Below are 11,968 nucleotides of genomic sequence, written 5' to 3'. Positions count from 1 at the left end.
AGGCGAGACGAAGCCTGACAGCGCCGCTCATCCAGCACGAAGTCTTGGGCTCACGGAGAGCAATCCGCCCTGCCCTAATCTTTCGCGCCCGACGCTGCCGCGTCCACCGCAACCCGGCTCGCGAAACGTGACGACACAAGATCGCCCCTCAAGGATGAGCCGGGATGGGCGACACATACGACATTTCCGAATTTCGGTAAAGTAGAATATTCTAGCGTGCAGGGATTGACACCCGACCGAAACAGCAACTCGGCAGCGGGGAAACGCTCAGGCAATGAAGCCCACACCGCGATGTCCCGGCTTACTTCCTGCGCATCGTCCCGGACCGGCAATCGAATCTGGCCACAGGCCGATCCATCTGCCAGAGCTCCACATCGTGACCGTCGACGAGTCTCTCCGCGGAGCTGATCGCGGCTTCGTCGTCGATGCAATCCATGTGGATCATTCTGATGGGACGATCGTGTAGCCCCACGATCAATGCACGATAGGCCGACATTTTTGTCTCCAGGCAAGGCGCGATGGCAAGCGCGGACCGCAAGAATGGCGCTGTCGGCATTTGAATGCGATGGGGAGCACATCGTCTGTTCATAAGCGCGGCATAAGTTGCCGGGAGCGCGCAATCGAAGCCGGTCCTATGCCGATCCTATGCGATCGCGATCGCGCCAATCTCGAAATCATACGGCATCCGACACCATATCCGCTCCGTCGCGCAAGCTCGCGCGGCGCAGCAAACTGGTGAAATGATGTCGAACTCAGGGGTCAGCGACAGGATCATCGATCCGATGATGGCCATCGCGAACTGCTCGACGCGGCAGCACATCGTCGTGGTCGGCGCGAAGAGCATGGAATTGATGATGGAGCTGCATCGTCGCGGATATCTGCTGGCGGCGGCGGCAGGCAATTGCGGCCTCCCGGCCGGTCAATATGAAGTCGCGCTCGTGGATTGGCGACGGCGCACGCTTCACGCACTCGATGCGACCGTGGATTGGCTCGATGATTTCCTCAGCCCCCGCGCCGTGCTCGTGATCTGGCTCGACGCGCAGAAGGAGGTAGCGAAGGAAGCTTTGCGTGCCGCAGTGACGAAGCGCGGCTTCGTCGTCCTGCAAGGCGCCGAGCATCCCTGCGGCAGCGTGCTTCTGGCGCGACGTTCGCAGGCCCTTCCCGTCCAGCAAGCTGCGTAAGCGCGCCACAACTCCTCGGAGAGCTGATCATGCTGAAAGCGAAGATACGACGCACCGTCATTCGCGAGTGGATGTCGCTTGCGCCTGAACGGAGACGGTCCACTGAACAGGCGGGCGCCTTTGCACGAAGCGCCACCGAAAGACACAGCCTGCCACGCAGCCGGCGGACGCCGTTTGGCGTGATCATGGCATGGCTGAAGCCGCGTACCGGGCGGCCCTAAAACCGGCCAAACGCCTGAGCGCGATGGTGGCGAGGGCAATTGAGTGCACTGTCATCGCAATTCGACGCCTTGTCGAAGCAGCTTGGGTAGCAAACTAGCCGCCGAAATCCCGCGGGCTAAACGGCAGGTCCATGATCTTCCATTCCCCGTACTTGTCGGCCGGCAGCATCTTGTAGGGCTGGCAGGCCTCGAGCGCGGCCGTCGCGGATTTCACGATGGCCACCCCCTTCGCGGAGGGCGGCGCTTCGATCAGGATCGGCGGGCGCGCCAGCGTGCCGTCGGTGGCGAACACCGTGCGCAGCTTGATGTTGACGTTGTCGGTCGGGCTGACCCCGGCCGGCAGTTTGGCGCAGCTCTTCAGGTGGCGACGCAGCGCGGCTATGACTTCGGGCGGCAGCTTGGCTGCGATTGAATCCTTGGCATCGCCGCCGTCGTCCTTGGGGGCGTCTTTCGGCAGATCCGGCGGCAATTCCGGCGGCAGGCCCAGCATGACGCCGTACTTGACCGTCACGTCAGGCTCCGGCGCCTGATAGGCCGGCGGCGGCGCGGCCTGCTGCTGCGGCATCGCTGGTGGCGGCGACTGCTGCGGTGGCTGCTGCATCGCCTGGGGCGGCGGTTGTTGCTGGAGTTGCGGCGCCGGCTGTTGCGACGGCAGCGGCTGTTGAGGCTGCGGCTGCACGTTGGCCTCCTGCTGCTTCGGTGCCTGTGAGGGTTGCGGCGGCGGCTGTTTCTGCGGCGGTTCGGGCGAGGCCTGCGGTGACGGCGCCGCGGCTGGCTGCTTGGCCGCAGGCTTCGGCGCGGCTTCCGCCTTGTCCTTGTCGGTGACATCCAGCTTCGGCAGTTTCAGGTCGGGCAGCGGCTCCGGCGGTTTCTCCTTCGCCTGCTCCTCGGCGTTCTCTTGGGCCTTGGCCTCTTCCTGCTTCACCTGCTCCGGCGTGACGATATCGACGGAGACGGTCTCGGGCGCCGCGGCGCGAAACGGACGGACTTCGCTGATCACGATGATCAGCGCCACCAGCGTCAGATGCGCGACCACCGACGCTGCAATGTCCGTCCGTATGATCTTCCGCAGTTCCATCGACCGATCTTGGGTTGCCACGCCGGTCCTAGCATACAGCAGCCCCCTCTCAATCCCATTTTGGCGCGAAGCCGAAATCGGTCAGGCGGCCCTTGGGGCTGGCCAGCGCGGCGATCTGCGCCATCTCGTCGTCCGAGAGCTCGAAATCGAAAATATCGATGTTTTCCGACAGGCGCTCGACGCGCGAGGTGCGCGGGATCGCCGCAACATTCTGTTGCACCAGCCAGCGCAGGCAGATTTGCGCCGGCGTCTTGCGATGCGCGCGGCCGAGCCCGGCGAGCGTCTGGTCGGCCTTGATGCGGCCCCTGGCGATCGGGCTGTAGGCGACCAGCGCGAGGCCATGCTGGTCGCAGGCCGCCCTCACCTTCGTCTGGTCGAGATAGGGATGATATTCGACCTGGTTGCAGACGAGCGGCTCCGGCGAGAGCGCCACCGCCTGCTCGATCAGCGCCACGGTGAAATTGGAGACGCCGATGTGGCGGGTCAGGCCCATGCGCCTGGCATGCGACAGCGCACCCAGCGTCTCCTCCAGCGGCACGTGCGAATTGGGCCAGTGCAACAGCAGCAGATCGACGGACGGGAGCCGCATCCGCGCCAGGCTCTCCTTGACCGAGCGTTCGAGGTCGTGGGGCGCGAAATGGTTGGTCCAGACCTTTGTCGTGAGGAAGATGTCGTCACGGCGCACGCCGGAGGAGCGCAAGCCGTCGCCGACCTCGCGCTCATTCTCGTAGACCTGCGCGGTGTCGATGTGGCGATAGCCGAGCCGCAACGCCTGCTCGACCACGCGCGCGCAGGTGCGCCCGCTCAGCTCCCAGGTCCCGAGCCCGATCGCCGGTATCCTTGCGCCACTGGCCTCGACGAACAGCATGAGGAATCCTCTCTGTTGCGGTCGCGTCAGGCGTCATTATGGACCCGGCCCGGCATGGTGCCAACGGACGCCACAGGCCGCCGGGCCGGATATACAGGGCAATGCTAACGGGAGGTTCGCGCCTGGCCTTTGAAGTCAGGCTTTGGCAAGCGCCTGGAACACGGTGTCGGGCGCATGCGCGATCACCGCGAGCAGCGCGCGGGCGGGTCCCCGCGGGGCACGCTTGCCCTGCTCCCAGTTGCGGATGGTCTCGACGGGAACGCCGAGCTTGGCGGCGAACTCCATCTGGGTGAGGCAGGCGCGGCGGCGCAGATCGCGCACGGCGAGCGAGCCGGCATCGCCAGGGGCATTCGCCGTCGGCTGGACCGGCTGGACCGGAAACTCCTGCCCGTCCCGCAACTCGACGACCCGTCCGTCCGCCTTCAGCCGCAACCGCATGTCCGTTTCTCCAAGCGGAGCGATGATGCGCCAGGTCGCTTAAGTTCGGATTAAAGATGATGGGGTCCCCGCCCCGCTGCCCACCCCATCATTGCGAGGAGCTCTTGCGACGAAGCAATCCAGACTGCCGGCGCGGAGGGATTCTGGATTGCTTCGCTGCGCTCGCAATGACGAGGAGATGGCGCAGCACCTCCCGCTACCTCAACCCGAACCACAGCGTCGCGATGCCGAGGAAGGAGAAGAAGCCGACCACATCGGTCACTGTCGTGACGAACGTGCCGGAGGCCACGGCCGGATCGGCCCTGACACGTTCGAGCGCCATCGGGATCAGGATGCCGCCGAGCGCGCCGGCGACGAGGTTGCAGATGATCGCAAGCCCGATGACGATGCCGAGGCCCGGGATCTTGAACCAGGCCACCGCCGCGATGCCCGTGATCACGGCGAAGGCGAGGCCGTTGACGAGCCCGACCAGGCCTTCGCGCATCACCACGCGCCAGGCGTTGGAAGAGCCGAGCTCGCGCGTCGCAAGCGCGCGCACCGCGACCGTCATGGTCTGGGTCGCGGCATTGCCGCCCTGGCTTGCCACGATCGGCGCCAGCACTGCGAGCGCGACCATCTTCTCGAGCTGGCCCTCGAACAGGCCGAGCACGGAGGATGCGAGGAAGGCGGTGGCGAGATTGACCAGCAGCCAGTTGAACCGCGCGCGCGCAATGGTGAACACGGTGTCGGAGAGTTCTTCGTCGCTGTTGACGCCGCCGAGCGCCTTGAGGTCTTCGTCCGCCTCCTCCTCGATCACGTCCACGACGTCGTCGACGGTGATGACGCCGACCAGGCGATCCTGGGTGTCGAGCACCGGTGCTGCGACGAGATTGTACTTGCCGAACATGCGCGCCACCTCCTCCTGGTCCTCCAGGACGGAAACGCGGCGGCGGTCCTCGTCGGTCAGCTCGGCCAGCGCCACCGGGCGGCGGGCGCGGAGCAGGACGTCGAGCGAGACCGCGCCCTGCCAGTGCTGGTCCTTGTCGACGACGTAGATCTCGTAGAAGCGCTCGGGCAGATCCGGCGTCTCGCGCATGTAGTCGATCGCCTGCCCGACGGTGAAATCCTGCGGCACGGCGATGAATTCGGTCTGCATCCGCCGGCCGGCGGAATTTTCGGGATAAAGCAGGCTGCGCTCGAGCGCGACGCGCTCCTGCAAAGGCAGCTTCTCGAGGATTTCTTCCTGCTCCGCCTCGTCGAGGGTTTCCAGCAGCTCGACCGCGTCGTCGGATTCGAGCTCGCGGACGCCTTCCGCAACGGTCTCCGGCGGCAGCTCCTCGAGGATCTCCTCGCGCACGCCCTCGTCGAGTTCGTTCAGCGCCGAGAAGTCGAAGTCGCGCCCGGTCAGCTCGACCAGGCGAACGCGATGGTCCGGCTCGAGAGCTCCGATCAGATCGCCGAGATCGGCCTCGTGCAGCTCGGCAACGCAGGCGCGCAGCGCGGCACTGTCGCCGGCCTCGATCGCATGGGCAATCTCCTCGACGAATTCGTGACGAATTTCGCCGTCTTCATTGCGCATCGGAACGTGGTCGAGTACCGAGGCCTCGGCGGATGAGGCACCGTCCATATGTTCATCCATGGCGCGCCTCGCCGTTTGACAGGTTGGAACGAGCGGTCTGAGCTGACGGTCAGGCAATACCCACAAGCGAACTGCGAGCGCAATGGCAAAGATGTTTCGGCTGAAATGGACGTCGATCTCGGTGGGCGCGGTCTTCGCGGCCCTCACCGGCATCGCCGCGACGGAGGCCGCGGACTGCCCGCGCAAGGACGCACTCGGCACCTCGCGCGTTCTGAGCGTCGATGCCAGGACCACGCCACGCGTGGGCCTGAAGAGCTTTTCGCAGACGCTGCCGCTCGCCGATCACGAGGTCGTGCTGACCTTCGACGATGGTCCGCATCCGCCGACGACGTCGAAGGTGCTGGCAGCGCTGGCGCAGGAGTGCGTGCGCGCGACCTTCTTCCTGATCGGCCTGCACGCCTCGGAACATCCTGACATGGTCAAGCGCATCGCGCGTGAGGGCCACACCATCGGCCACCACACCTGGTCGCACCCGTTCATGGCGCGGATCCCGTTCGAGAAGGCGAAGAGCGAGATCGACCGCGGCATCGCAGCCGACGAGATGGCGCTCAAAGGCGTGTCGACGACGACGCCCTCGACGCCGTTCTTCCGTTTCCCCTATTTCGAGGGGACGCCAGCGCAGCTCGACCTGCTGCAGTCGCGCGGCATCGTCGTGTTCGGAGCCGACCTCTGGGCCAGCGACTGGAACGAGATCACGCCGGAGCAGGAATTGAAGCTCGTCACCGAGCGCCTCGCCGCCGCCGGCAAGGGCATCATCCTCTTCCACGACCCCAAGGCACGCACGGCCGCGATCATGCCGGCCTTCCTGCGGTACCTCCGGGACAACGGCTATCGCGTCGTTCACGTCGTGCCGGCGGGCACGTCACAGAAGAGCGCCGATGCGCATTGATGCCGTAATGTCACGCCGTTGCAAAATGGGGTGATTTGGGCCCTATTAACAGTCTGTTCATGCTACGCCATGCAAAGATGCAGGTGGTATTGCGCCTGAACCGTTTCTGGGCGCCTCCGACCAATTAAGGCGGCAATCACGCAAGGGGGCAGACGAGGTTCATGATCGGAAGTAGCGTTGGTTTTCGGACGCGATCGTGGATCGTCCTCTATCTGGGACTATTGGTCGTCGGTTCACCGGCGGCCCTTGCGGCGGACTGTCCCGGCCATCCGGACGCGCTCGGGACCTCCCGCACCCTCGTGGTCGATCCGCGCGAGCATCCGCGCATCGGCACCATGCAGTACCGCGAGACGCTGCCGTTGAAGGACCATGAGGTCGTCCTGACCTTCGACGACGGTCCGCTGCCGAAATATTCCAACCAGATCCTCAAGATGCTCGACGACGAGTGCATCAAGGCGACCTTCTTCATCATCGGCGGCCAGGCCAAGGCGAATCCGGAGGGCGTGCGCAAGCTGGTGGCGGCGGGCCACACCGTCGGCACGCACAGCATGAACCATCCGCTGACGTTCGACCGGATGCCGATCGAGAAGGCCGAGGCCGAGATCAACGGCGGCATCGCGTGGACCTCGGCCGCGATGACCGATCCGTCCAAGCTCGCGCCGTTCTTCCGCATTCCCGGCCTGATGCGCGCCGAAGGCGTCGAAAACCTCCTGATCTCGCGCGGCATCCAGGTCTGGAGCGCCGACTTCCCGGCCGACGACTGGCGCCATGTGTCGTCCGACCGCGTCTATCAGCTCGCGATCCAGCGGCTGGAGGCCAAGGGCAAGGGCATCCTGCTGCTGCACGACATCCAGGCCCGCACGGTGGCGGCGCTGCCGAGGATCATCCGCGACCTCAAGGCGCGCGGCTATCGCATCGTGCATGTGGTGCCCGCGACGGCCGACCGGCCGGCGACGCCGACCACACCGGTCGAATGGCTGCTGCATCCGCCGACCGAGACCGTGCCGATCGCACGCTGGCCGGCCGCGCCGAACTTCGTATTCGCGCAGACCCAAACGCTGCCGGCGCCCTCGCTTGCCGACCTCAATGCGCAGACCGAGCATCAGCCGCTGCTGCCGCATAAGACCAAGGCGCTGGCGAATGTCGCATCCACCCTGCCCGTGCCCGGCCGTGACCTGTTCGCGATCCCCGAGGGCTCGGTCGAGGTGCTGCTGTCCACGACCTTGTCGCGGCGCGCCGCGACGCGGCTGGCGATGGCGGCCGAGACGCCTCGTGCAGCCAGGAACAAGGCCGGCAAATCACACGCCCCTCGCGCCGCGCATGCTGCGCACGGCGTACCGAAACACGCCGCGCAGGCGAAGGGCGTTGCACCCAAGAGCGTTGCACCCAAGAGCGCTACACCGACGAGCGGCGCACCGCATCCGACCCGCGTCGCCAGCCTGAAGAAGCGCCCGCAGTAAGCACTACTGCCGCATGATGTTGGCGACGCAGAGCAGGACGATCAGCGCCAGGAAGAACAGGTCCATATAGGACTTGAGCTCGCCGTCGCGGCGCAGCCGGGCTACGTCGGCCACGACCTGCTTGCGCGCGTTCGTTCCGCCCGAACCGTCATTGATCGGAGCCTGCAGGCGCTTGGTCTCCGCCTCCAGCTTCTCGATCTTCTGGAAGAAATAGAACGCGCGCAGCGTCGAGGCCGCACGCATGCCGGCATAGACCAGCACCAGGATCGCGAGGATCGCCCGGTTCTGGTATTTCTCCATGAAATTCAGGCTGAAATAGACCATCGCCATGAAGGCGAAGTTCGTCACGAAGCGGTAGACGAAGCTAAGAAAGACCATGCTGGCTCCAGCCCTGAGCGGTGCGATCCGTCTACGTCATCTTTATTTCGACAAAGATACGATCGCCGGCCGCCTTTTAGCCACGGGCGTTCATAATGCAAGCGAGAGTACCGGGGCCTGCGTGTTCCACGTAAACGCGAGGTTGCCAGCTGCGCGATGGAGATTCGCCGGAAGCTACGGTACATTGGCACAGCCACCGCATGTGGGGTCTGCCGATGCCGAAGAAGGGAATCACGGGCCACGACGACTGGGTTCTGACCGAGGCCCTGGCGACCGCGCTCGTCGCGCTGGAGCAGCTCGAACCAAAGCACCAGCCGAGCGCGCATATGGACGACATCCGCAAGATGCTGGCGAACGGCAAGGAGCCGTCGGCGGTGAGCCTGCATCTCGCCCAGGCCAAATGCCGCCTGTTTCCGGACACGGACCCGCTCGAGATCTACCGGGAATACGGGATCGGCGACGAATACGGCTGAGGGGCCCGCGCCGGTCCTTCGCGCGCGCTGCTGCCTGGAGCTGAGCGGCGGCCGATCGCTGCAACGATCATCCACCTCAATGTTCGCGTGAATTTCAGCTGAGCCGCGAAACGACTTGACGTCGGCGCCGCCAATGTATGTTATGTTATAACATTACATATCCGGCCCCAATGCCCCTCCCCAAGCGTCACCGCCCTATCCCCTTGAAAAGGCTCTTCGATCTCCATGCAAAAACTCCCCGTCACCGTCTTGTCCGGCTTCCTCGGGGCTGGAAAGACCACTTTGCTGAACCACGTCCTGAACAACCGGCACGGCCTGAAGGTCGCGGTGATTGTCAACGACATGAGCGAGGTGAACATCGATGCGGATCTGGTTCGCGATGGCGGTGCGAACCTGTCCCGGACTGACGAGAAGCTCGTCGAGATGACGAACGGCTGCATCTGCTGCACACTGCGAGACGACCTCCTGAAGGAGGTGCGCGCCCTCGCAGAAAATGGCCGCTTCGATTATCTCCTGATCGAATCCACCGGCATCTCGGAACCGCTGCCGGTCGCGGCGACCTTCGATTTCAGATCCGAGGACGGCGAAAGCCTCTCTGACGTGGCGCGTCTCGACACCATGGTCACCGTGGTCGACGCCGTGAACCTGCTTGGGGATTATTCGTCGACGGATTTTCTGGAGCAACGTGGCGAAGCGCTGACAAACGACAAGCGCACGCTGGTCGATCTCCTCGTCGAGCAGATCGAATTTGCCGACGTGATCGTTCTCAACAAGGTCGACGACGCCCGACCTGAGCAGCGCGAGGCGGCGCGGAAGATCATCCGCGCGCTCAATCCGGACGCGGACCTGATCGAAGCAAACCACGGCCGGGTCGCCTTCGATCGCATTCTCGACACCGGAAAATTCGACTTCGAAAAAGCGCAAGCGCATCCGCTCTGGTTCAAAGAACTCTACGGCTTTGCCGATCATGTGCCGGAGACCGAAGAATACGGCGTAACGAACTTCGTCTATCGCGCGCGCCGGCCGTTCGATCCCGCCAAGTTCGACATGTTCATCAAGGAGGCCTGGCCCGGCGTCATTCGCGCCAAGGGACATTTCTGGCTGGCGACACGCCCACATTGGCTTGGCGAGATCAGTCAGGCCGGTTCGATCACGCGCACGCAGGCCCTTGGTGCGTGGTGGGCGAGCGTACCGGCGGAACGATGGCCTGATGATCCGTTCTGGCGGAAGCGGTTGCGTAAGAACTGGAACGAGATCTACGGCGATCGGCGCCAGGAAATCGTGTTCATCGGCACCGGCATGGACGAAGGCTCGCTCCGCGCTCGCCTGGACGCATGCCTCGTGCCCGGCAAGCCCGCCATGAACGTCGCGGAATGGGCGAAGCTCGCAGACCCGTTTCCGGTCTGGCGCCGCGCGGACGAAGCCGCCCAGGCGGAAAGCCAATGAATAACGTCGTTCGATTCGTGCCGAAATCAGAGCTCGAGCGGGAGCGCCTGATCCGCGAGGCGCGCGCGATCTACGACAGCATATTCCCGCCGATTACCGTGTGCGGCGGGGAAGCGGATGATCGCTCAGGCCAAACTGCGCCGCCCGAGGCGGTCGCCGAAAGTCAACCAAAACAACGGTGAGGATGAAGGTGGCGCGTCGGAGGGCGGTCGCATTTATTGAAATTTCAATGGCTTGCGGAAATGGGCAGAGCGTTTAGGTGCATCTCCGGCTGAGAGGTGCCTTTCCAGTAAGTTGACCGAGCCTCACAATAGCTTGCGGGACTTCGCCACGCAGCGTAACTTTCAACTCCACGTAGCTCATTCGAAAGTAATCTAGCGGGTTCGGCCAAGCGGGAGACAGCGATGGCGGATGTCCCATGGCACCTTTCCGGTGACTACTTCGAGAATTGCAGTTGCAGCATCGTGTGTCCCTGCCTCGTGTCGGCGGCTCCCCCGCTGACCGCGCGACCGACCGAGGGCTTCTGCAACGTACCGCTGATCTTCCACGTCGAGAGCGGCCGTTATGGCAACATCGAGCTCGATGGACTGAATGTCCTGGTGATCCTCCACGCGCCGGGGATCATGGCAGACGGAGATTGGTCGGTAGCCGCCTACATCGACCAGCGCGCCAACGATGAGCAGACCGAGGCTCTAGCTGCGATCTTCACCGGCGCCGCCGGTGGTCCGATGGCCGCGTTCACACCGCTGATCAGCAAGAACCTGGGCGTTCGCAAGGTCCCGATCACATTCCGCATCGAGGGCAAGACGCGGTCCGCGGAAATCCCGGATATTCTGCACATGTCCGTCGACCCGTTGCCGACCATGCATCCGAGCGGGGAAATGTGGGCCAACATCGGCCATCCGGTCAGCCCTGACGGGATGGTGATGGCGGTCGGCGCCGCCGGCAATACGTTCAGCGATCATGGCATGCGCTGGGACAATTCCGGCAAGAACGGCCTCTATGCGCCCATCCGCTGGTCGAACCAGGCGTGATGCAACTCCTGATCCGGCCTTGCGAGAAGACCGGCAACACTTATCGCAAATGACCGACGGCCCGCTGGAAACCGTGCTGCGGCGCGATCGCTGGATCGTCGGCGGCGCGATCGGGATCATCGTCGCGCTGGCATGGGCCTATGTGCTCTGGCTCGCCGAGGACATGGACATGGGCGGCATGGACATGACCGGGTTCCGCATGATCCCGGCCGGAATCGGAATCATGTTGCCGGCGAGCGAGCCATGGCGAGCAATCGAGTTCGCGTATGTGTTGCTGATGTGGGTGGTGATGATGGTCGGAATGATGGCCCCCTCGGCAGCGCCGATGATCCTCATGTACGCCCGCGTGGGTCGACAGGGGAAAGCGCAGGGCAAGCCGTTCGCTGCGACCGGCTGGTTTGCGGCAGGTTATCTCCTCGCCTGGGGCGGCTTTTCGCTAGCAGCAACCCTACTCCAATGGGCGATCGAGCGGGCAGTCCTGCTGGATTCCCGGATGACGATCGCCAGCAATCTGCTCAGTGCGATCGTGCTGATCGCGGCGGGAGTCTATCAGTGGACACCGCTCAAGGACGTCTGTCTCGCCCAATGCCAGTCGCCATTTCTGTTCCTGATGCGCCACGGCGGCTTTCGCGACGACCTGCGAGGCTGCCTGCTGCTGGGGCTCCGGCACGGTGGCTATTGTGTCGGCTGCTGCTGGGTCTTGATGGCGCTCTTGTTCGTCGGCGGGGTGATGAACGTGCTTTGGATTGCGCTTTTGGCCCTGCTCGTCCTGTTGGAGAAACTTACGCCGGTCGGACGATGGATCGCGCGCGCCGCCGGCATTGCGTGTGCGGCCGCTGGCGTCTGGCTGCTGGTGCCCTCGCCGCAGTGATGAGCAAGCGTAA

General features: G+C 64.3%; 14 protein-coding genes. 9 read left to right on the top strand and 5 right to left on the bottom strand.

Features of this window, described 5'->3' with window-relative positions:
* Nucleotides 1-743 precede the first annotated feature (743 nt).
* A complete protein-coding gene (locus tag JQ627_RS23865) occupies nucleotides 744-1,181 on the top strand; it encodes a hypothetical protein (RefSeq protein WP_212486540.1) in 438 nt (145 codons plus the stop codon).
* 29 nt (nucleotides 1,182-1,210) lie between these two features.
* A complete protein-coding gene (locus JQ627_RS23860) occupies nucleotides 1,211-1,402 on the top strand; it encodes a hypothetical protein (protein ID WP_212486539.1) in 192 nt (63 codons plus the stop codon).
* Nucleotides 1,403-1,496: 94 nt separating this feature from the next.
* Here the strand turns inward: JQ627_RS23860 and JQ627_RS23855 are convergent, their stop codons facing one another.
* The 4 genes from JQ627_RS23855 to mgtE form a co-directional block, all read right to left on the bottom strand.
* Entirely contained in the window at nucleotides 1,497-2,480 is a 984-nt protein-coding gene (locus JQ627_RS23855; RefSeq protein ID WP_212486538.1) for a hypothetical protein, read from the bottom strand.
* Between the two features lie 49 nt (nucleotides 2,481-2,529).
* Entirely contained in the window at nucleotides 2,530-3,348 is an 819-nt protein-coding gene (locus JQ627_RS23850; RefSeq protein ID WP_212486537.1) for an aldo/keto reductase, read from the bottom strand.
* Nucleotides 3,349-3,483: 135 nt separating this feature from the next.
* Nucleotides 3,484-3,786: a DNA-binding transcriptional regulator gene (locus JQ627_RS23845; protein WP_212486536.1), complete on the bottom strand. Its 303-nt coding sequence runs from the start codon at nucleotides 3,784-3,786 to the stop codon at nucleotides 3,484-3,486.
* A gap of 196 nt (nucleotides 3,787-3,982) precedes the next feature.
* Nucleotides 3,983-5,404, bottom strand: a complete 1,422-nt coding sequence (gene mgtE, locus JQ627_RS23840; protein ID WP_212486535.1) for a magnesium transporter — start codon at nucleotides 5,402-5,404, stop codon at nucleotides 3,983-3,985.
* An 82-nt stretch (nucleotides 5,405-5,486) separates the two neighbouring features.
* Between mgtE and JQ627_RS23835 the strand changes: the two genes are divergently transcribed.
* Both JQ627_RS23835 and JQ627_RS23830 read left to right on the top strand, forming a co-directional pair.
* Nucleotides 5,487-6,293 (top strand): polysaccharide deacetylase family protein, encoded by an 807-nt coding sequence (locus tag JQ627_RS23835; protein WP_212486534.1) that lies wholly within the window; start codon nucleotides 5,487-5,489, stop codon nucleotides 6,291-6,293.
* A 161-nt stretch (nucleotides 6,294-6,454) separates the two neighbouring features.
* A complete protein-coding gene (locus JQ627_RS23830; protein WP_212486533.1) occupies nucleotides 6,455-7,753 on the top strand; it encodes a polysaccharide deacetylase family protein in 1,299 nt (432 codons plus the stop codon).
* A 3-nt stretch (nucleotides 7,754-7,756) separates the two neighbouring features.
* Here the strand turns inward: JQ627_RS23830 and JQ627_RS23825 are convergent, their stop codons facing one another.
* A complete protein-coding gene (locus tag JQ627_RS23825; protein ID WP_212486532.1) occupies nucleotides 7,757-8,131 on the bottom strand; it encodes a hypothetical protein in 375 nt (124 codons plus the stop codon).
* A 215-nt stretch (nucleotides 8,132-8,346) separates the two neighbouring features.
* On the opposite strand from JQ627_RS23825, the gene JQ627_RS23820 reads away from it, so the two are divergent.
* The 5 genes from JQ627_RS23820 (at nucleotide 8,347) to JQ627_RS23800 (ending at nucleotide 11,955) form a co-directional block, all read left to right on the top strand.
* Nucleotides 8,347-8,604 carry a hypothetical protein gene (locus tag JQ627_RS23820; protein WP_174770120.1) on the top strand — a complete coding sequence of 86 codons (258 nt, stop codon included), beginning with the start codon at nucleotides 8,347-8,349 and terminating at the stop codon, nucleotides 8,602-8,604.
* 225 nt (nucleotides 8,605-8,829) lie between these two features.
* The gene (gene zigA, locus JQ627_RS23815; protein WP_212486531.1) at nucleotides 8,830-10,050 is read left to right on the top strand and encodes a zinc metallochaperone GTPase ZigA; all 1,221 of its coding nucleotides are present in this window, start codon (nucleotides 8,830-8,832) and stop codon (nucleotides 10,048-10,050) included.
* The gene (locus JQ627_RS23810) at nucleotides 10,047-10,232 is read left to right on the top strand and encodes a hypothetical protein (protein ID WP_212486549.1); all 186 of its coding nucleotides are present in this window, start codon (nucleotides 10,047-10,049) and stop codon (nucleotides 10,230-10,232) included. Before zigA ends, JQ627_RS23810 begins: the two co-directional genes overlap by 4 nt.
* Before the next feature lie 222 nt (nucleotides 10,233-10,454).
* Nucleotides 10,455-11,084: a DUF1326 domain-containing protein gene (locus tag JQ627_RS23805; protein WP_212486530.1), complete on the top strand. Its 630-nt coding sequence runs from the start codon at nucleotides 10,455-10,457 to the stop codon at nucleotides 11,082-11,084.
* Between the two features lie 49 nt (nucleotides 11,085-11,133).
* A complete protein-coding gene (locus JQ627_RS23800) occupies nucleotides 11,134-11,955 on the top strand; it encodes a DUF2182 domain-containing protein (RefSeq protein WP_212486529.1) in 822 nt (273 codons plus the stop codon).
* Nucleotides 11,956-11,968: the final 13 nt, after the last annotated feature.

The organism is Bradyrhizobium liaoningense (assembly GCF_018130785.1).
In the GTDB taxonomy this organism is placed as follows: Bacteria; Pseudomonadota; Alphaproteobacteria; order Rhizobiales; family Xanthobacteraceae; genus Bradyrhizobium; species Bradyrhizobium liaoningense_A.
Note: the sequence above shows the minus strand (reverse complement) of the source record. Positions and strands in the feature narration are given on the sequence as shown.

Excerpts from the sequence above, each read along its gene's own strand:
- JQ627_RS23865 (WP_212486540.1), top strand. The coding sequence starts at position 744 with ATGTCGAACTCAGGGGTCAGCGACAGGATCATCGATCCGATGATGGCC.
- JQ627_RS23860 (WP_212486539.1), top strand. The coding sequence starts at position 1,211 with ATGCTGAAAGCGAAGATACGACGCACCGTCATTCGCGAGTGGATGTCG.
- JQ627_RS23855 (WP_212486538.1), bottom strand. The coding sequence starts at position 2,480 with ATGGAACTGCGGAAGATCATACGGACGGACATTGCAGCGTCGGTGGTC.
- JQ627_RS23850 (WP_212486537.1), bottom strand. The coding sequence starts at position 3,348 with ATGCTGTTCGTCGAGGCCAGTGGCGCAAGGATACCGGCGATCGGGCTC.
- JQ627_RS23845 (WP_212486536.1), bottom strand. The coding sequence starts at position 3,786 with ATGCGGTTGCGGCTGAAGGCGGACGGACGGGTCGTCGAGTTGCGGGAC.
- mgtE (WP_212486535.1), bottom strand. The coding sequence starts at position 5,404 with ATGGATGAACATATGGACGGTGCCTCATCCGCCGAGGCCTCGGTACTC.
- JQ627_RS23835 (WP_212486534.1), top strand. The coding sequence starts at position 5,487 with ATGGCAAAGATGTTTCGGCTGAAATGGACGTCGATCTCGGTGGGCGCG.
- JQ627_RS23830 (WP_212486533.1), top strand. The coding sequence starts at position 6,455 with ATGATCGGAAGTAGCGTTGGTTTTCGGACGCGATCGTGGATCGTCCTC.
- JQ627_RS23825 (WP_212486532.1), bottom strand. The coding sequence starts at position 8,131 with ATGGTCTTTCTTAGCTTCGTCTACCGCTTCGTGACGAACTTCGCCTTC.
- JQ627_RS23820 (WP_174770120.1), top strand. The coding sequence starts at position 8,347 with ATGCCGAAGAAGGGAATCACGGGCCACGACGACTGGGTTCTGACCGAG.
- zigA (WP_212486531.1), top strand. The coding sequence starts at position 8,830 with ATGCAAAAACTCCCCGTCACCGTCTTGTCCGGCTTCCTCGGGGCTGGA.
- JQ627_RS23810 (WP_212486549.1), top strand. The coding sequence starts at position 10,047 with ATGAATAACGTCGTTCGATTCGTGCCGAAATCAGAGCTCGAGCGGGAG.
- JQ627_RS23805 (WP_212486530.1), top strand. The coding sequence starts at position 10,455 with ATGGCGGATGTCCCATGGCACCTTTCCGGTGACTACTTCGAGAATTGC.
- JQ627_RS23800 (WP_212486529.1), top strand. The coding sequence starts at position 11,134 with ATGACCGACGGCCCGCTGGAAACCGTGCTGCGGCGCGATCGCTGGATC.